The following is an 18,194-nucleotide window of genomic DNA, read 5'->3' as shown; positions in this document are numbered from 1 at the left end:
CCGCTGCGCGAGGGCAGCCGCTCGTGCGCCTGCCGGTCGTGGGCGCCGAGACGGTCGTGGCCGCCGCCGCCCTGGCCCGGCAGTGCGTACAGGCCGGGCCCCTCCCAGGTCGGGGGGGCCCAGCCGGAGTCCACCGGCTCGGCGGTCAGGGCTTCTCCCCGCGCCGCACCTGCGGCTTGGGCAGCCGCAGCCTGCGCATCTGCAGGATGCGCATCAGGCCGTACGCGACCGCGCCGCGGGTGTTCTGCCCGGCGAAACGCTCGGCGAGCTGCTTGCGCAGACCGAAGCCGAGGCGGACGAAGTCCAGGATCACCAGGACGAAGAACAGCAGGAAGAGCAGGGTGGAGAGCAGTTGGAGGGCCGGCACCTTCACGATGCTGAGGACCAGGATGACCACGGCCGCGGGCAGGAAGAACTCGGCGAGCGACCAGCGGGCGTCCACGTAGTCGCGGGCGAACTTGCGCACCGGGCCCTTGTCACGGGCCGGCAGGTGGCGCTCGTCACCCTCCAGCAGCGCGGTGCGCTGCTTCTCTCGCTCGGCCCGCATCCGCTCGCGCGACTGGCGGGCGGCCTCCTTGCGGTCCTTGGGCACGCTCACGCGGGTACGCCGGTGAGCCTCGGCCTCACTGCGCTTGGGCGTGGGCCTGCCCTTCTTCGCCTGCGGGTCGCGGGGCTGGGTGGTCTCGTCCTGCTTCTCCAGCACGGCGGCGGAGGCGGCGGCATCATCTGAACGGCGTCGGAACACACCCCCAGCGTACGGGGTGCGGGCGCGCTTCTTCCGGTGCCCTTGGACCCAAACGCATATCGATCCCCGGCGCCCGTGTCCGACGCGAGGTTCAGGGTGCCTTCCCGTAGGGGATCACTCCGATGGACGGTTGGTGGAATGAGGGGCGGATCCACCCCGGGGATGAGGCAGTGGCGCGGATTGCTGTAGCACTCTTGTTGCAGGCAGGTGCACTGCGGCGAAGGGCTCGCTGCACATACACTCGTCGTGTCTGGTAACGAGATAGAGACCGCAGGCCGGAGAAGGGGGCACCCGAGGCCCATGAGCGACGGAATCATGAAGCGTATGGGGCTGATCTTCCGCTCCAAGGCGAACAAGGCCTTGGACCGGGCGGAGGATCCGCGTGAGACGCTCGACTATTCGTACCAGAAGCAGCTCGAGCTGCTGCAGAAGGTACGTCGCGGCGTCGCGGACGTAGCCACCTCGCGCAAGCGCCTGGAACTCCAGCTGACCCAGCTTCAGCAGCAGTCCGCGAAGTACGAGGACCAGGGTCGCAAGGCGCTGTCGCTCGGCCGCGAGGACCTCGCGCGCGAGGCGCTGACCCGCAAGGCCAACATGCAGTCCCAGATCACCGACCTGGAGACGCAGTACCAGCAGCTCCAGGCCGAGGAGGAGAAGCTCACGCTCGCCTCCCAGCGGCTGCAGGCCAAGGTGGACGCCTTCCGTACCAAGAAGGAGACCATCAAGGCCACCTACACCGCCGCCCAGGCGCAGACCAGGATCGCCGAGTCCTTCTCGGGGATCTCGGAGGAGATGGGCGACGTCGGCCTGGCGATCCAGCGGGCCGAGGACAAGACGGCCCAGATGCAGGCCCGTGCGGGCGCCATCGACGAGCTGCTGGCCTCCGGCGCGCTCGACGACGCCAGCGGGCTCGGCCGCAAGGACGACATCGAGGCGGAGCTGGAGCGGGTGGCCGGCGGCTCGGACGTCGAGCTGGAGCTGGCCCGGATGAAGGCCGAGCTGACGGGCGGCTCGCCGTCCGCCGGTCCGCAGGCCATCGAGCAGGGCAAGCCGCAGGACGCGCACCCGCAGGACACCCCGCGCATCAACTACAACAAGTGATCTGAGCTTCACCCCACGAACCAGGGAGACGCACGGCATGATCATGAGGGTCATGGGTGAGGGGCAGTTCAGGGTCGGCGACGACCATCTGAACCGGCTCAACGAGCTCGACGAGGAGCTTCTCGCCGCACTGGAGTCGGGGGACGAGGAACACTTCCGGCGGGCGCTCGCAGAACTGCTCGGCGCGGTGAAGGAGTTCGGCACCCCGGTGCCGCTGGACTCGCTGGATCCGTCCGACCTGATCCTTCCGAATGCCGACGCGACGATCGACGAGGTCCGGCAGCTGCTGCGGGCCGAGGGTGACGGCCTGATCCCCGGCATCCCCGAGTAGCTGCCGTCTCGCGCCGGACGCCAGACACGGGGCGGGCCCCCTCCGTCACGGAGGGGGCCCGCCCTTTGGCGCGCGTTCGCCCGTACCGGGGCTACGGCAGGGCCAGCATCCGGTCCAGCGCCGCCTTGGCGTACTTCTCGGTCTCCGGGTCGACGGTGATCACGTTCGGCACCCGGCCCTCGACCAGCGACTCCAGCGCCCAGACCAGGTGGGGCAGGTCGATCCGGTTCATGGTGGAGCAGAAGCAGACCGCCCGGTCCAGGAAGACGACCTCCTTGTCCGGGTGCGCCTTGGCGAGCCGGCGGACCAGGTTCAGCTCGGTGCCGATGGCCCACTTGGAGCCCGGCTCGGCGGCGTCCAGCGCCTTGATGATGTACTCGGTCGAGCCCACCATGTCGGCGGCCGAGACGACCTCGTGCCTGCACTCCGGGTGCACCAGCACGGTGACGCCCGGGATGCGCTCGCGGACGTCGTTCACCGAGTCCAGCGAGAACCGGCCGTGCACCGAGCAGTGGCCGCGCCAGAGGATCATCTTGGCGTTCCGCAGCTGCTCGGTGGTCAGTCCGCCGTTCGGCTTGTGCGGGTTGTAGAGGACGCAGTCGTCCAGCGAGTAGCCCATCTCGCGCACCGCGGTGTTGCGGCCGAGGTGCTGGTCGGGCAGGAAGAGCACCTTCTCGCCCTGCTCGAAGGCCCACTCCAGAGCCCGCTGGGCGTTGGACGAGGTGCAGATGGTGCCGCCGTGCCGGCCGGTGAAGGCCTTGATGTCGGCGGAGGAGTTCATGTACGAGACCGGGACGGTCACGTCGGCTATGCCGGCGTCGGTGAGCACGTCCCAGCACTCGGCGACCTGCTCGGCGGTGGCCATGTCGGCCATCGAGCAGCCGGCCGCGAGGTCGGGCAGTACGACCTGCTGGGCGTCGCCGGTGAGGATGTCCGCGGACTCGGCCATGAAGTGCACGCCGCAGAAGACGATGTACTCGGCCTCCGGGCGGGCGGCCGCGTCGCGGGCGAGCTTGAAGGAGTCGCCGGTGACATCGGCGAACTCGATCACCTCGTCGCGCTGGTAGTGGTGGCCGAGGATGAAGACGCGGTCACCGAGTGCGGCCTTGGCCACGCGGGCGCGCTCGACGAGGTCCGGGTCGGAGGCGGCGGGAAGGTCGCCGGGGCACTCGACGCCGCGCTCGCTGTTCGGATCGGCCTCACGGCCGAGCAGCAGCAGAGCGAGCGGCGTCGGAGTGGGGTCGACGCCGTAGGTCTCGGTGGTGGTGGTCACGGGCGGGTGCCCTTCTGTGCGGCCGATCGGTCGGTGCAGCCTTCTCGTCTATCTGACGTTATCTATGATAACCGGTTAGCGTCAGACTGACGATGGCCGTCCTGTCGATGTGACGAGAACCGCTCGCCGGTTCGGACGCTTCCCGGCGTGGCCGAATCGATATCCGGGCCCGATCGCGTTGGCTGTCGCCATGAAGGCAATCGCGATCAGCCGCTACGGCGGCCCCGAGGTGGTCGAGTACACCGATCTGCCCGACCCCAAGGTCGGGCCCGACTCGGTGCTGGTGCAGGTCAGGGCGGCCGGTGTGAACCCGGTGGACTGGAAGATCCGCGAAGGGCACCTGGACGGGCTGCTGGACGTCCACTTCCCGCTGGTGATGGGCTGGGACGCGGCCGGGGTGGTCCGCGCGGTCGGCGGCGGGGTCACCGAGTTCGCCCCCGGCGACGAGGTCTACGGCTACATCCGCAAGGACGCCGTCGAGCACGGCACCTACGCCGAGCTGGTCGCCGCCCCGGTCCGCACCCTGGCCCGCAGGCCCGCCGCGCTCGACTGGGCGCAGAGCGGCGGCCTGCCGCTGGCCGGGCTCACCGCCCTCCAGGGCCTGAAGGCGCTGCGGGTCACGGCGGGCGACACCGTGCTGGTGCACGCAGCGGCCGGCGGCGTCGGCCACCTGGCCGTCCAGATCGCCAGGGCGCTCGGCGCCCGGGTGATCGGCACGGCGGGCGAGCGCAACCACGACTATCTGCGCGGGCTCGGCGCCGAGCCGGTCGCCCACGGCGAGGGCCTGGCCGACCGGGTCCGGGCGCTCGCCCCCGGCGGGGTGGACGCGGCCCTCGACCTGGTCGGCGGCGGCGCCGTCGAGGTCTCGGCCGGCCTGGTCGCCGACCCGGCCAGGATCGCCTCGGTCGCCGACTACGGCGTCGTCGCGCGCGGCGGCCGCTACGTCTGGGTCCGCCCCGACGCCGCCGGCCTGGCCGAACTCGCCGCCCTGGCCGACGACGGGCGGCTGACCGTCACGGTCGCCTCGACCTTCCCGCTCGCCCAGGCCGCCTCCGCCCAGGCGCTCAGCGCCGAGGGCCGTACCCGGGGCAAGATCGTTCTCCTGACGGGCTGAGCGGCGGCGTACCGCGGCCCGTCATCTGTCAGCGGTGGACTCACTCCTGTCATCCGCCAGAATGGTGGCGAACCGTTTCGGCGGCCCCAGCCCCGCCGATCCCGTACGACCAGTGGAGCCCCGCACCGATGAGCAGCAGCCCAGCGCACGAGACGGTCGGGGCCGCCCTGGACGAGACCGACCGCCTCCTGCTCGCCCGGCTGGGCAGCGACGGCCGCGCCTCGTACGCCGAGATCGGTGCGCAGGTCAACCTCTCCGCCACCGCCGTCCGCCGCCGGATCGACCGGCTGCGGGCCCGCGGCGTGGTCCGCGGCTTCACCGTCGTCCTCGACCCCTCGGTGCTCGGCTGGCAGACCGAGGCCTTCGTCGAGGTCTACTGCCGCGAGCGGACCGCCCCCGAGGAGATCCTCGCCAGCCTGCGCCAGTTCCCCGAGGTGGTCGCCGCCTGGACGGTCACCGGTGACCCGGACGCCCTGGTACACCTGCGCGCCCCCGACATGCGGCACCTGGAGGCCGTCATCGAGCGCATCCGCAAGGAGCCCGGCGTCCAGCGCAGCCGATCCTCGGTGGTCCTCTCCCAGCTCATCGGCTGACCGGGCAGCGGCCCGGAGAACGGCCCGCGAAGGGCGCCCGGCCGCTCGCGCAGGAAACCTGCGCGAGGGTCGGCGAAGACGCTCGAAACCTGCCTGACCAGCCGCGTTCCGACGCGCGGCGAAGGCCCCCGGCTGCCTACGCTGATCACGTCCGGCGGCGCGGTGGGAACGTCCCGCGCGACCGGACCTCCCCCGACACCCCACAGCCGAGAGGGACATCCGTGTCCGCAGCCCCCGACCGCATGCACCGGCCCGACAACGAGCTGGTCGACCTGGTATTCGACTACATGCGGGAGCGGCTGCAGTACGACCCCGTCCCGCTCGACCACCCCGGCGACGGCGAGCACCTGCGCGCCCAGCTGGCCGGCCTGCTGAACCCGGACGGCAACAGCCCGGCCGACGTGCTGAAGCTCTACGACCACGAACTCTCCCGCGCGGTGATCTCCGCCGACAGCCCGCGCTACCTCTCGTTCATCCCGTGCGCCCCCACCAAGGCCGCGCTCCTCTTCGACATGGTCGTCTCCTGCGCCTCCCTCCAGGGCATCTCCTGGCTGGAGGCGGCCGGCGCCATCGCCGCCGAGAACCAGGTGCTGCGCCTGATCGCCGACCGGGCCGGCCTGCCGGACACGGCCGGCGGCACCTTCGTCTCCGGCGGCTCGGCCGGCAACCTCTCCGCCCTGGTGGTCGCCCGCGACACCGCCCGCCGCCGCCTGGGCGTGGGGCCGGAGACCCGGCTGCGGATCGCCGTCGCCGACCAGGTGCACTCCTCGGTCAAGAACACCTTCAACATCATCGGTGTCGAGGCGTTCAAGGTCCCCACCGTCGACCGCCGCTTCACCGGTGAGGCGCTGCGCGCCGCCCTGGCCGCCGACCCCCACCCGGAGACGGTGATCGCCGTCGTCGGCACCGCCGGCACCACCAACGAGGGCATCGTCGACGACCTCCAGGGCCTCTCCGAGGTCACCCGCGAGCGCGGCCTCTGGTTCCACGTGGACGGTGCCTACGGCGGCGCGGGCCTCTTCGCCCCCTCCGTCCGCGAGCGCTACAACGGCATCGAGCACGCCGACTCGTTCGTGGTGGACCCGCACAAGTGGCTGTTCGCCCCGTTCGACTGCGCCGCGCTGATCTACCGCAACCCGCAGCTCGCCCGCGCCGTGCACACCCAGGACGCCTCCTACCTGGACGTGCTGCACACCGAGGGCGACGAGTGGAACCCCACCGACTACGCCTACCACCTGACCCGGCGCGCCCGCGGCCTGCCGCTCTGGTTCTCCCTCGCCGTGCACGGCACCCAGGCGTACACCGACGCCATCGAGGCCGGCCTCACGCTGGCCCGGGACACCGCCCAGGTCATCCGTGACAGCGAACACCTGGAGCTGCTGATCGACCCGCAGCTGTCCGCCGTCTGCTTCCGCCGCAAGGGCTGGACCAACGACGACTACTACCGCTGGTCGCAGCAGCTGCTCGCGGACCAGGTCGGCTTCGTCACCCCCACCGGCTGGGACGGCGAGACGGTCGCCCGCTTCGCCTTCCTGCACCCGGGCACCACGATGGAGATGGTCCGGGAGATCCTGGACACCATGGTCTGACCGCTGTGGTCCGCCCCCTCCGGGCCGACCGCTCCGTGAACCCCCGCCGGGCCGCCCGGCGGGGGTTCACGCGTCGGGGGTCCGGGCCGCGGACGACGGCTACAACAGGGCGCCGTTCGGCAGGTACGGCGCCGGCGGGCGCATCCCGCGCAGGCCCAGATAGCCGCGGGTCTGCGGCGTGAGCCCCAGCTCCAGGCCGACGTCCAGCGCCCACTCCTGCTCGGCGGTCAGGTACTCCACCCGGGCCTGCTCCCCGTCCGGCACCCGGGCCAGCGCCTCGCGCAGCAGCCGGACGGCTATCCGCTTCGAGGTCGCGGCCAGCAGCTTCACCTCGGCGCCGTCCCGGTAGCAGTAGCCGCTGCCCGCCAGCGCGTCGGCGACCAGCAGCTCCTCGAAGTGGCCCAGCATCAGCTCGTGGTCCGGTCCGTGCGCGGCGCCGCGCAGCCGCCGGTCCACCGAGTCCAGCAGATGCCGGTGCGTGGAGTTGCCGCGGTGCACCGGGATGTCCCCGGGGTCGATCAGCCCGGACCGGTCCACCCGGCCGGCCAGCCGCATCGTCGGGTGCAGCGTGAAGCCGGCCAGCCGGTAGCGGCGGGCGGCCGCGGGGGACGGCGAAGCGCAGAGCATCCCGCGCAGACAGCCCCGCCCGTACGCGGCGGCCCGCTCCAGCAGCAACCGCCCGACGCCCTTGCCCTGCGCCTCGGGCCGCACCACGAACAGCGCGAGCATCCACAGCCCCTCGCGCCGCAGCGACAGCACCGCGCCGACCGGTTCGCCGCCGCTCTCCGCCAGCCAGCAGCCCTGCGGGTCGGTGCGCACCAGATGTCTGGTCCGGGCCGCCTGGTAGACCGGTGAGGGCGGGGCGCCGGGCATGCCGTCGGGGGCATCGGCGAGCGAGGCGAACGAGGCGCGGGCGATGTGCTGGACGGCCTCCGCATCGGCGGTGGTGTCCTGGACCAGGCGCAGGATCATGCCCACCATCCTGGCCGCCCGGCCTCTCGCGCGGGGCCCGTTCGCCCGGATCGGCACCTCGGGCGGTGACCGAGCCCCGCCGGTTGTGCGAGCATGGGGAACGTAGGGAGCGGGTAGCACACCCGGCCCACGGAAATTCCGCCGCCAGAGACCTGTGAAATCCACCCGCCGTCCCGGAAATGAATTCGGGCGGCTGCTGGTTGGCACTGGCGGCAGACCGTCGTCAAGACCGGGAGAAAGCAGATGACCGTCCAGGACGAGACCACCGTCGAGAGTGGCATCCTCCTTACCGATGCCGCCGCGGCCAAGGTCAAGGGCCTGCTGGAGCAGGAGGGCCGCGACGACCTCGCACTGCGTGTGGCCGTCCAGCCCGGTGGCTGCTCCGGCCTGCGTTACCAGCTGTTCTTCGACGAGCGTTCGCTCGACGGCGACGTGCTCAAGGACTTCGACGGTGTCAAGGTCGTCACCGACCGGATGAGCGCCCCGTACCTCGGCGGCGCCACCGTCGACTTCGTGGACACCATCGAGAAGCAGGGCTTCACGATCGACAACCCGAACGCCACCGGGTCCTGCGCCTGTGGCGACTCGTTCAGCTGAGCAGCGGCTCGGCGGTGAACACCAAGGCGGCCCCGGGAATCTCCCGGGGCCGCCTTCGTCATGTCCGTGGCCCGCGCTACCGGCCGCCGGTCTCCGGCCCGGCCGGGTCCGGGCCGACGTGCGGGTCGGCCTCCAGCGGCACCGCCTCGCCGGTCGCGAGGTCCGTCACCGCCCGGCCCGCCAGCGGCTGCTTCAGATCGGCGGTCACCGACTGCCGCTTGGCCACCTGGGCGCAGACCTGCCCGGAGGGGACCGGCGCCGCCACCGTCACCCGCACGTCCACCCGCCCGGGCCTGGACTCGTCCGCCTTGAGCGCGTACTTCTCGCAGATCCCGCCGTAGAACCAGACCGTCAGCCGGGCGCCGTCCACCCGGTAGGTGATCGCCGGGTGCGTCGCCGGACCGTTCGGCGCCGGCTCGCCGACCGCGATGCCGTTGCCCGGGGGAGTGGGCGCCGGGGACTGCGCCGGTGCCGACGGCACGGAGGACGGCGCGGGGCCGGTCGGCCGGGGCTCGGGCGCGTCCGCCGAGGGATCGGCCGGTGGGGTCGTCACCGGTGCCGGGGCCACGGCCCCGTCGGTGGGCGGGGCGCTCGCCGACGGCCGCGCCGATCCGGCGGCCGCGTCCGAGGCGGCCCGGCTGTCCCCGCCGCACCCGGCCACCGAGGTCGCCGCCGCCAGCACCAGACCGGCCAGCGCCACCATCCGCCGTCCGCGCGGACGGACGGCACGCGCACCGCCGGGGCGCCGGGGCATCGTCTCCAGATCCATCTGAACTTCCTCCCGAGGGCTCAGCGGCGCCGCCTTCACGGCCGCACCGCGCGGATCCGACGTGCCCGGGACGATTCCGGTTCCCCCGCGCCCGCCGTGCCCGCGCCGAGCCGCTCGCGAGGCCTGCTCACATCCCGTAGTCGGCCATCCCGGCGACCACACGCTGCGCCCCGGACGGGACGCGGAAGCCCGGGTGGGCGGGGGCGCTGGGCTCCGGGCCGGTGGCCAGCAGTGGCCAGAACCGCCGCAGTTGCCGGGAGGAGTCAACCAGCGCGTCGAGCGTCTCGCCGTCCGCGTCGCCCCGCGGGACGGGAGGGACCCGCAGGGGGTGGTGACTGGGCATCATCGGCCATCGCTCCGATCCACCGTGCCGTGGCCGCACCGCCACGGACCTGGAAGGGCCGGTCCGGCCCCTGCCGCGACCCTAGGCCGGACCGCCGGGCCGCCACCAGAGCTACCGGGAGGTAGTACCCGTTCGAGCCGACCGGTGCCAATTCGGGCAGTCTTGCTGTCGCCCGCCCTCTGCCCGGTACCGTGAGTGGGTTCGCCGCCCGCTTTCCGTGGCCATGCCGCCATCCTGAGGAGACCTTCCGTGCGTATCGCCGTCGCCGGTTCGATCGCTACCGACCATCTGATGACGTTCCCCGGCCGGTTCGCCGACCAGCTGGTCGCCGAGCAGCTGCACACCGTGTCGCTGTCCTTCCTGGTCGACACCCTCGACATCCGCCGCGGCGGTGTCGCGCCGAACATCGCCTTCGGTATGGGCGTCCTCGGACTGCGCCCGATCCTGGTCGGCGCGGCCGGCGCGGACTTCGCCGAGTACCGCAGCTGGCTGGAGCGCAACAACGTGGACTGCACCTCCGTCCACATCTCCGAGACCCGGCACACCGCCCGGTTCATGTGCACCACGGACGAGGACCACAACCAGATCGCCTCGTTCTACACCGGAGCCATGGCGGAGGCCCGCAACATCGAGCTGAAGCCGATCGCCGACCGGGTCGGCGGTCTGGACCTCGTACTGATCGGTGCCGACGACCCGCAGGGCATGGTCCGCCACACCCAGGAGTGCCGTACCCGCGGCTACGCCTTCGCCGCCGACCCCTCCCAGCAGCTGGCCCGCCTGGAGGGCGACGACATCCGCGAGATCGTCGACGGCGCCGCGTACCTGTTCACCAACGAGTACGAGGCCGCGCTGATCGAGAGCAAGACCGGCTGGGACGCCGACGAGATCCTCACCCGGGTCGGCACCCGCATCACCACCCTCGGCAGCAAGGGTGTCCGGATCGACCGCAAGGGCGAGGCCCCCATCGTGGTCGGCTGCGCCCCCGAGGAGAGCAAGACCGACCCGACCGGCGTCGGCGACGCCTTCCGGGCCGGCTTCCTGGCGGGCCTCTCCTGGGACCTGGAGCTGGAGCGCTCCGCCCAGCTCGGCTGCATGCTCGCCACCCTGGTGATCGAGACCGTCGGCACCCAGGAGTACGAGCTGCGCCCGACCGCGTTCCTGCAGCGCTTCGAAGGCGCCTACGGTCCGGAGGCGACCGCCGACATCCGGGCGCACCTGCTCAAGTAGTGCGCCGGACCAGGTAGGCCGAGCCCCGGTCGCCGCCGTAGTCGGCGGCCGGGGCCTCGCCCGCGTACTCCTGCCCGCGCATCTCGCACCAGGCCGGGATGTCCAGCCGCGCCGCCTCGTCGTCCGCCAGCACCGCGACCGTCCCGCCCACCGGCACCTCGCCGATCCGCTTCGCCAGTTCGATCACGGGCAGAGGACAGCGCTTGCCCAGGGCGTTGATAAGAGTGACCTGCCCACTCGCCTTCGGTTGCACTGCCTCCGCTGCCTCCGCCGGGGCCGGCAGGTCCAGCCCGAGCGGGGCACGGACGCCGGCCACCAGGCCGGGCAGGACGGCCAGGAAGCGCTCGACGTCCGCCTCCGCCGCCCCGAACGGCAGCGAGACCCGGACGTTGCCCTCGGTGAGGACGCCCATCGCGGCCAGCACATGGCTCGGCGTCAGGGTGGAGGAGGTGCAGGACGAACCGGAGGAGACGGCGAAGCCGGCCCGGTCCAGCTCGGTCAGCAGCACCTCGCCGTCCACGTACAGGCAGGAGAAGGTGACGATGTGCGGCAGCCGCCGCACCGGGTCGCCGACCACCTCGACCTCCGGCACCAGCTGCGGCACCCGGGCCCGGATCCGCTCGACCAGGGTGTGCAGCCGGGCGTTCTCCCGCTCCGCCTCGGCCCGTACCGCCCGCAGCGAGGCCGCCGCGGCCACGATCGCCGGCACGTTGACGTAGCCGGGCACCCGGCCGCCCTCGCGTTCGTCGGCCGGCAGCGGCGAGACGTACCGGACGCCCTTGCGCACGGCCAGCACACCGACCCCGGCCGGGCCTCCCCACTTGTGCGCACTGGCCGTCAGCAGCGACCAGCCGCCCGGGACGTCCACCCTTCCGGCACTCTGCGCGGCGTCCACCAGCAGCGGCACGTCCCCGCAGGCCTCGGCCGCCTCGGCCACCGGCTGGACCGTCCCCACCTCGTGGTTGGCGGACTGCAGCACGGCGAGTGCGGTGTCCGGCCGCAGCGCCGCCGCGAACCCCTCGGGCGAGACCCGACCGAACCGGTCCACCGGGACGACCGAGACCGGGCCGCCGGCCGCCCCGGCCGGAGGCTGGAGGTGCGCCCATCGCTCGGCGGTGTGCAGCACGCTGGAGTGCTCCACGGCCGAGTGCACCAGGTGCCCGCCGCGCCGCCGGTTCCCGGCCAGCGCGCCCAGCATGCCCAGGTGCACCGCCTGCGTCCCGCTCGTCGTGAACGCGATCTCGTCGGCCCGGGTGCCCAGCACCCCGGCCACCGTCTCGCGGGCCGCGTCCAGCAGCATCCGGGCCTGCCGCCCGGACCGGTACAGCCGGGCCGGATCGGCCCACCCCTCGTCCAGAGCGGCGGTCAACGCCTGCCGCGCGACGGGGTGGAGCGGCGCGGTGGAAGCCACATCGAAGTACACGGTCACATTTAACGACACACCCGAACGCATTCCGGCCTCCCACCGCCGCTTAACGGCCGTCAGTCGATCACCCCGAATGCCCGATTCGTCCGCTTCCGACGGACCGTCACCCGCGTTGTCCGAGGTCATCCCCCGATCGGGCGTACGGACCCCTAATGCCTACGATGACCTGCGACGCAGCCCTTGCGGGGCCTGATCGGGTGGCCGGGCGGCGCGTTACCGGGACCTGCCCGTCAGCAGCGCATAAGGCTGGAGTAGGGTTTGGCCCGCATAAGCATTCAAACCGTGCCCGTGGACGGGTCGCCGGGGAGGCTCACAAACCTCCGCGGGGCGACGCGAAGGCGGGCGAGACTTCGGGAAGGCGCTACGTGAGTCCCAACGGCTCCGACCGCTCGCCGCGGCGCACGATGCGGCGGAAGCTGCCTCAGGCGCTGGCACTGGGCCTCGTCATCGCGACCGCCACCGGCTGCTCGGCCAACGACCTCCCCAGGCTTGGCCTCCCGAGCCCCGTCACCAAGGAAGGACCGATGGTCCTCCAGATGTGGCAGGGTTCCTGGATCGCGGCGCTGGTGGTCGGCGTACTGATGTGGGGTCTGATCATCTGGAGCGTGATCTTCCACCGGCGCAGCCGCACCGGTGTGCAGGTCCCCCCGCAGACCCGGTACAACGTGCCCATCGAGGCGCTCTACACCGCGGTCCCCATCATCATCGTGTCGGTTCTCTTCTACTTCGTCGCCCGCGACGAGACGAAGCTGATCGCCGTCTCCGAGAAGCCGCAGCACACCGTCAACGTGGTGGGCTTCCAGTGGAGCTGGGCGTTCAACTACGAGAACACCGAGACCCCCGACCCGGCCAACAAGGACGCCGCGTACGACGTGGGCACCCCCAAGGAGGTGCCGACCCTGTACCTGCCGGTCGACGAGACGGTGCAGTTCCGCCTCACCTCGCGGGACGTCATCCACGACTTCTGGCCCATCAGCTTCATGATGAAGATGGATGTCGTCCCGGGCGTGGTGAACAAGTTCGAGGTCACCCCGACCGTCAAGGGCGAGTACATGGGCAAGTGCGCCGAGCTCTGCGGCGTCGACCACTCGCGCATGCTGTTCAACGTCAAGGTCGTCGACCGCGCCGAGTACGACAAGCACCTGGCGGACCTCCGGGCCAAGGGTCAGACCGGCGCGGTGCCCTCCGGCATCACGACCATGGGAAGTGAAGAGAAGTGACCATCCTCAACGAGCCCGCCGCGGCCGGCGGGGGCGCCGGGGCCGTCACGGTCGGGGCGCAGCGGACCCGGAAGCCGGGTTCGACCATCATCAAGTGGCTGACGACCACTGACCACAAGACGATCGGCACCCTCTACCTGGGCACGTCGTTCGCCTTCTTCCTGATCGGTGGCATCCTCGCCCTGGTCATGCGCGCCGAGCTGGCTCGTCCCGGGACCCAGATCCTGTCGAACGAGCAGTTCAACCAGGCGTTCACGATGCACGGCACGATCATGCTGCTGATGTTCGCGACGCCGCTCTTCGCCGGCTTCGCGAACTGGATCATGCCGCTCCAGATCGGCGCCCCGGACGTGGCGTTCCCGCGTCTGAACATGTTCGCCTACTGGCTGTACCTGTTCGGCTCGACCATCGCGGTGGCCGGCTTCGTCACCCCGCAGGGTGCGGCCGACTTCGGATGGTTCGCCTACTCCCCGCTGTCGGACGCGGTCCGCTCGCCGGGCGTCGGCGCCGACATGTGGATCATGGGTCTGGCCTTCTCCGGCTTCGGCACGATCCTCGGTGCGGTCAACTTCATCACCACGATCATCTGCATGCGCGCGCCCGGCATGACGATGTTCCGGATGTCGATCTTCGTCTGGAACGTCCTGCTGACCGCCGTGCTGATCCTGCTGGCCTTCCCGGTCCTGGCCGCCGCGCTGTTCGCCCTGGAGGCGGACCGAAAGTTCGGGGCACACGTCTTCGATCCGGCCAACGGCGGGGCGCTGCTCTGGCAACACCTCTTCTGGTTCTTCGGCCACCCCGAGGTGTACATCATCGCGCTGCCGTTCTTCGGCATCGTGTCCGAGATCATCCCGGTCTTCAGCCGCAAGCCGATGTTCGGCTACTCCGGCCTGATCGCGGCCACCATCGCGATCGCCGGTCTGTCCGTGACGGTGTGGGCGCACCACATGTACGTCACCGGCCAAGTGCTGTTGCCGTTCTTCTCCTTCATGACCTTCCTGATCGCGGTCCCGACCGGTGTGAAGTTCTTCAACTGGGTCGGCACCATGTGGAAGGGCTCGCTGAGCTTCGAGACGCCGATGCTCTGGACGGTCGGCTTCCTGGTCACCTTCCTCTTCGGCGGTCTGACGGGCGTTCTGCTCGCCTCCCCGCCGATCGACTTCCACGTCTCGGACTCGTACTTCGTCGTCGCCCACTTCCACTACGTGGTCTTCGGCACCGTCGTCTTCGCGATGTTCGCCGGCTTCCACTTCTGGTGGCCGAAGATGACCGGCAAGATGCTGGACGAGCGCCTCGGCAAGATCACCTTCTGGACGCTGTTCTTCGGCTTCCACTCCACCTTCCTGGTGCAGCACTGGCTCGGCGCCGAGGGCATGCCCCGCCGCTACGCCGACTACCTGGCCGCCGACGGTTTCACCACCCTGAACACCGTCTCGACCATCGGCTCGTTCCTGCTCGGCCTGTCGATCCTGCCGTTCCTGTACAACGTCTGGAAGACCGCCAAGTACGGCGAGAAGATCGAGGTCGACGACCCGTGGGGCTACGGCCGCTCGCTGGAGTGGGCGACCTCCTGCCCGCCGCCGCGGCACAACTTCGTCACCCTGCCCCGGATCCGCTCCGAATCCCCGGCCTTCGACCTCCACCACCCGGAGATCGCCGCGCTGGACTACCTGGAGAACCACGGTGAGCCGGCCAAGCACTTCGCCGGTGTCACCCCGGTGAAGTACGACAACCCGCAGCTGGGCAAGGGCAAGAAGGAAGGCGACGCCTGATGAAGGAACAGGGAAAGATCTTCCTTGGCCTGTCGGTCTTCATGCTCGCGATGGCGATCACCTACGGCCTGTGGACCAGCAACTCCGAGCACGGTGTCGAGGCTGCCGGTACCACCGCGCTGTTCCTCTCCTTCGCACTGAGCGCCTTCATCGGGTACTACCTCGCCTTCACCGCCCGCCGGGTGGACAGCGGCGCGGGTGACAACCCCGAGGCCGAGGTCGCGGACGACTCCGGCGAGCTGGGCTTCTTCGCCCCGCACAGCTGGCAGCCGCTCTCGCTCGCGGTCGGCGGTGCGCTCGCCTTCCTCGGTGTGGTCTTCGGCTGGTGGCTGATGTTCTGGTCGATTCCGGTGATCCTGATCGGCCTGTACGGCTGGGTCTTCGAGTTCTACCGGGGCGAGAACCAGAACCAGTAACGGGTCTCTCTCGCACAGGGCCGGGTATCCCGCACGGGATGCCCGGCCCTGTTGCGTCCCCGGAGTGACGGCCTCACTCCGCCGGCCCAATGGAACGGCGCTCCGATGTCGCTTCCGCCCCGACCCTTCCTACGATCTGACTCAATCGTGCGACCCCTACGGAGGCGGTCATGGCCGGCAGGCGCGGAATCGCAGGTATCGGCAGCATCTCGCTGGCGCTCGCAGTACTGACCCCACTGGCCGCCTGCACGTCCGGCGGCCGGGGCGCCGCCGGCCCGCTCCACAAGGTCGACGCGGCGCCGCTGGTGCGCCTCTCGGCCGACCGCACGGTGGACCCGGCCCAGCCCGTCACCGTGACCGCGGTCCGCGGCAGCCGCCTGACCGACGTCACCGTGGTCGGCCCGGACGGCCGGGTGGTGGCCGGCCGGCTGGCCGAGGACCAGCGCAGCTGGCAGACCACCGGCCGGCTGAAGGCGGCCGCCGCCTACACCGTCAGGATCGCCGCCGACGACGGCAAGGGCGGGCGCGGCGAGACCACCGCCGGCTTCACCACGCTGGCCGGGCAGCGCCTGCTCACCGCCAAGCTCGGCCCGGACTCCTCCGGCAGCGGTGTCTACGGAGTGGGCCAGCCGCTCACCGTCCAGCTCTCCGAGGCGGTGAAGGAGCCGCAGGCCCGCCAGGAGGTCGAGCGGGCCCTGACCGTCACCTCCCAGCCCGCCGTCACCGGTGGCTGGTACTGGGTGAACGACAAGGAGCTGCACTTCCGGCCGGAGAACTACTGGCCGGTCGGCACCGCCGTCGGCCTGGCCTTCGAGGGCACCGGCAGCCGGATCTCGGACGGCCTCTACGGCGGCGACCGCAGCTCCCTGACCCTGCGGATCGGGGAGCGGGTGGAGTCGGTGATCGACGCGGCGGCCCACGAACTCACCCTGATGCGCGGCGGCGAGCGGGTCCGGACCGTGCCGGTGACCACCGGCAAGCCCGGCTTCGACACCCGCAACGGCATCAAGGTCGTGCTGGGCCAGGAGCGCGTGGTACGGATGAACGGCGAGACGATCGGGATAGCGGCCGGCAGCTCCGAGGCGTACGACCTCAACGTGGAGTGGGCCACCCGGGTGACCTGGAGCGGGGAGTACGTGCACGCCGCGCCCTGGTCCGTGGGCTCGCAGGGCCTGGAGAACGTCAGCCACGGCTGTACCGGCATGAGCACCGAGAACGCCAAGTGGTTCTACCAGAACACCCGGGTGGGCGACCTCGTCACGGTGGTCAACAGCCGCGGCACCGGCATGGAGCCGTTCGGCAACGGCTTCGGGGACTGGAACGTCTCCTGGGACGAGTGGGTGAAGCGCAGCGCCCTCGGACAGCCCGTCAGCACCACCCTCCCGCCCGCCCAGGCCCCCGCCACCGGGATGATCCGGCCGGAGCTGTAGCGGGGCCGCCCAGGCCCCTTCAGGACCCCGCAGACCCCTCTGGACCCCCTCCAGGCCGCCCAGGTCCCGCGGGTCCCTCAGACGTCCTCGGGTCCCTGGTAGGCCAGCCGCAGGGCGGTCTCCACGGCCGCCAGGGCGTCCGCCCGCGGCAGCCCGAGCCGGTGGGCCCGCTCGGCGTACTCGGCGGCGGCGGCCGAGGCCAGCCGGTGGGCGGTGTCACCGGCGGCGGCGATCAGGGTGCCGCGACGGCCGTGGGTCTCCACCACGCCGTCCGCCTCCAGCTCCCGGTAGGCACGGGCCACCGTCCCCGGGGCCAGCCCGAGCTCCTCGGCGAGGGCCCGGACGGTGGGCAGCCGCAGCCCGGTCGGCAGCTCGCCGGTCCGGGCCTGCTCGGCGATCTGGACACGGATCTGCTCGAACGGGGGAGTGGCGGCGGCGGGGTCGACGGACAGCTGCACGGGGACTCCTGACGATGGGCGGAGACGGGAAAGCCCGAGGGCCGCCGACCAGAAGAACTCTGGTCAGCGGCCCTCGGGTGTGACGCGGGGTGCGTACGGGATCAGTGGTGGCCGTGGCCGCTGGTGATCTCGTGGTGCTCCTCGGCGGTGGGCTTGGGGATCTGGCTGCCCTCGCCGTAGAAGCCGCGGGAGAGCTTCGCCCGGGTGCGGGTGAGAATGCCGGCCTTGCGGGCCACGCCGTTCTCGTCCGTCTCGGCCGGCAGCTCGAACGGCTCACGCTGCTCGTGCGAGGTGAGCTTGTGCAGGTCGGCCTGCGGCAGCTGCGCGTGCACCTCGACGAACTCGCCGTGCGGCAGGCGCTTGATGACGCCGGTCTCGCGGCCGTGCAGCACCTTCTCCTTGTCCCGGCGCTGGAGGCCGAGGCACCAGCGCTTGGTGATGATGAAGGTCACCACCGGCAGCACGAAGAAGCCCACGCGGACGAAGTACGTGATGTCGTTGATCGACAGGTGCAGGTGGGTGGCGAACAGGTCGTTGCCACCACCGACCAGGAGGACCAGGTAGAGGCTGATCCAGGCGGCGCCGAGCGCGGTGCGGACGGGCGCGTTGCGCGGGCGGTCCAGGATGTGGTGCTCGCGCTTGTCGCCGGTGATCCAGCCCTCGATGAACGGGTAGACCGCGATCGAGACCAGCACCAGCGGGAAGATCATCAGCGGGACGAAGACACCCAGGTTGAGGGTGTGGCCCCAGAGGCCGATCTCCCAGCCGGGCATGACGCGGATGAGGCCTTCGGAGAAGCCCATGTACCAGTCGGGCTG

18 protein-coding genes and 1 pseudogene are annotated in these 18,194 nt (G+C 71.4%); 11 read left to right on the top strand and 8 right to left on the bottom strand.

The window, feature by feature from the left end; all coding sequences use genetic code 11:
• Positions 1 to 145 precede the first annotated feature (145 nt).
• Positions 146 to 745, bottom strand: a complete 600-nt coding sequence (locus ACIP82_RS33670) for a DUF3043 domain-containing protein (RefSeq protein WP_363611395.1) — start codon at positions 743 to 745, stop codon at positions 146 to 148.
• Positions 746 to 1,045: 300 nt separating this feature from the next.
• Between ACIP82_RS33670 and ACIP82_RS33665 the strand changes: the two genes are divergently transcribed.
• Both ACIP82_RS33665 and ACIP82_RS33660 read left to right on the top strand, forming a co-directional pair.
• A complete protein-coding gene (locus ACIP82_RS33665) occupies positions 1,046 to 1,846 on the top strand; it encodes a PspA/IM30 family protein (RefSeq protein WP_363611393.1) in 801 nt (266 codons plus the stop codon).
• Between the two features lie 37 nt (positions 1,847 to 1,883).
• The gene (locus tag ACIP82_RS33660; RefSeq protein WP_363611391.1) at positions 1,884 to 2,177 is read left to right on the top strand and encodes a hypothetical protein; all 294 of its coding nucleotides are present in this window, start codon (positions 1,884 to 1,886) and stop codon (positions 2,175 to 2,177) included.
• Positions 2,178 to 2,268: 91 nt separating this feature from the next.
• Here the strand turns inward: ACIP82_RS33660 and nadA are convergent, their stop codons facing one another.
• Complete coding sequence (nadA, locus tag ACIP82_RS33655) at positions 2,269 to 3,450, bottom strand: quinolinate synthase NadA (protein ID WP_363611389.1); 1,182 nt, start codon at positions 3,448 to 3,450, stop codon at positions 2,269 to 2,271.
• A gap of 190 nt (positions 3,451 to 3,640) precedes the next feature.
• Between nadA and ACIP82_RS33650 the strand changes: the two genes are divergently transcribed.
• The 3 genes from ACIP82_RS33650 (at position 3,641) to ACIP82_RS33640 (ending at position 6,746) form a co-directional block, all read left to right on the top strand.
• Positions 3,641 to 4,564 carry an NADP-dependent oxidoreductase gene (locus ACIP82_RS33650; protein WP_400659001.1) on the top strand — a complete coding sequence of 308 codons (924 nt, stop codon included), beginning with the start codon at positions 3,641 to 3,643 and terminating at the stop codon, positions 4,562 to 4,564.
• Between the two features lie 128 nt (positions 4,565 to 4,692).
• Entirely contained in the window at positions 4,693 to 5,157 is a 465-nt protein-coding gene (locus ACIP82_RS33645) for an Lrp/AsnC family transcriptional regulator (protein WP_363611387.1), read from the top strand.
• A 221-nt stretch (positions 5,158 to 5,378) separates the two neighbouring features.
• On the top strand, positions 5,379 to 6,746 hold the full coding sequence (locus ACIP82_RS33640; RefSeq protein WP_363611385.1) for a pyridoxal-dependent decarboxylase: 1,368 nt from the start codon (positions 5,379 to 5,381) through the stop codon (positions 6,744 to 6,746).
• Positions 6,747 to 6,845: 99 nt separating this feature from the next.
• On the opposite strand, the gene ACIP82_RS33635 is transcribed toward ACIP82_RS33640, so the two are convergent.
• Positions 6,846 to 7,718 (bottom strand): GNAT family N-acetyltransferase, encoded by an 873-nt coding sequence (locus ACIP82_RS33635; RefSeq protein WP_363611383.1) that lies wholly within the window; start codon positions 7,716 to 7,718, stop codon positions 6,846 to 6,848.
• A gap of 243 nt (positions 7,719 to 7,961) precedes the next feature.
• Between ACIP82_RS33635 and erpA the strand changes: the two genes are divergently transcribed.
• Positions 7,962 to 8,315, top strand: coding sequence for an iron-sulfur cluster insertion protein ErpA (gene erpA / locus ACIP82_RS33630; protein ID WP_030391519.1), 354 nt, complete (start codon positions 7,962 to 7,964; stop codon positions 8,313 to 8,315).
• Between the two features lie 76 nt (positions 8,316 to 8,391).
• On the opposite strand, the gene ACIP82_RS33625 is transcribed toward erpA, so the two are convergent.
• Positions 8,392 to 9,084 (bottom strand): hypothetical protein, encoded by a 693-nt coding sequence (locus ACIP82_RS33625; protein ID WP_363611381.1) that lies wholly within the window; start codon positions 9,082 to 9,084, stop codon positions 8,392 to 8,394.
• Between the two features lie 127 nt (positions 9,085 to 9,211).
• Positions 9,212 to 9,430: a hypothetical protein gene (locus ACIP82_RS33620; RefSeq protein ID WP_363611379.1), complete on the bottom strand. Its 219-nt coding sequence runs from the start codon at positions 9,428 to 9,430 to the stop codon at positions 9,212 to 9,214.
• A gap of 246 nt (positions 9,431 to 9,676) precedes the next feature.
• Here ACIP82_RS33620 and ACIP82_RS33615 point away from each other — a divergent pair, with 246 nt between their 5' ends.
• Positions 9,677 to 10,654: a carbohydrate kinase family protein gene (locus ACIP82_RS33615; RefSeq protein ID WP_363611377.1), complete on the top strand. Its 978-nt coding sequence runs from the start codon at positions 9,677 to 9,679 to the stop codon at positions 10,652 to 10,654.
• Here the strand turns inward: ACIP82_RS33615 and ACIP82_RS33610 are convergent.
• On the bottom strand, positions 10,647 to 12,107 hold the full coding sequence (locus tag ACIP82_RS33610; protein ID WP_400658996.1) for a cysteine desulfurase/sulfurtransferase TusA family protein: 1,461 nt from the start codon (positions 12,105 to 12,107) through the stop codon (positions 10,647 to 10,649). The genes ACIP82_RS33615 and ACIP82_RS33610 overlap by 8 nt on opposite strands.
• 338 nt (positions 12,108 to 12,445) lie before the next feature.
• Here ACIP82_RS33610 and coxB point away from each other — a divergent pair, with 338 nt between their 5' ends.
• From coxB to ACIP82_RS33590, 4 genes are all read left to right on the top strand, one after another.
• Complete coding sequence (gene coxB / locus ACIP82_RS33605; protein ID WP_363611373.1) at positions 12,446 to 13,300, top strand: cytochrome c oxidase subunit II; 855 nt, start codon at positions 12,446 to 12,448, stop codon at positions 13,298 to 13,300.
• Positions 13,297 to 15,072: a cytochrome c oxidase subunit I gene (gene ctaD / locus ACIP82_RS33600; protein ID WP_400658994.1), complete on the top strand. Its 1,776-nt coding sequence runs from the start codon at positions 13,297 to 13,299 to the stop codon at positions 15,070 to 15,072. The genes coxB and ctaD overlap by 4 nt, the downstream gene beginning before the upstream one ends.
• Positions 15,072 to 15,488 (top strand): cytochrome c oxidase subunit 4, encoded by a 417-nt coding sequence (locus tag ACIP82_RS33595; protein WP_400658993.1) that lies wholly within the window; start codon positions 15,072 to 15,074, stop codon positions 15,486 to 15,488. The genes ctaD and ACIP82_RS33595 overlap by 1 nt, the downstream gene beginning before the upstream one ends.
• A 170-nt stretch (positions 15,489 to 15,658) precedes the next feature.
• Positions 15,659 to 16,918: an Ig-like domain-containing protein gene (locus tag ACIP82_RS33590; protein WP_363611368.1), complete on the top strand. Its 1,260-nt coding sequence runs from the start codon at positions 15,659 to 15,661 to the stop codon at positions 16,916 to 16,918.
• A gap of 77 nt (positions 16,919 to 16,995) precedes the next feature.
• Here the strand turns inward: ACIP82_RS33590 and ACIP82_RS33585 are convergent, their stop codons facing one another.
• Positions 16,996 to 17,376 carry a GntR family transcriptional regulator gene (locus ACIP82_RS33585; RefSeq protein WP_400658990.1) on the bottom strand — a complete coding sequence of 127 codons (381 nt, stop codon included), beginning with the start codon at positions 17,374 to 17,376 and terminating at the stop codon, positions 16,996 to 16,998.
• Between the two features lie 101 nt (positions 17,377 to 17,477).
• Positions 17,478 to 18,194: pseudogene (locus tag ACIP82_RS33580) on the bottom strand (ubiquinol-cytochrome c reductase cytochrome b subunit); the annotation flags it as partial.

Source organism: Kitasatospora sp. NPDC088548, assembly GCF_044753005.1.
Lineage (GTDB): Bacteria > Actinomycetota > Actinomycetes > Streptomycetales > Streptomycetaceae > Kitasatospora.
Note: the sequence above shows the minus strand (reverse complement) of the source record. Positions and strands in the feature narration are given on the sequence as shown.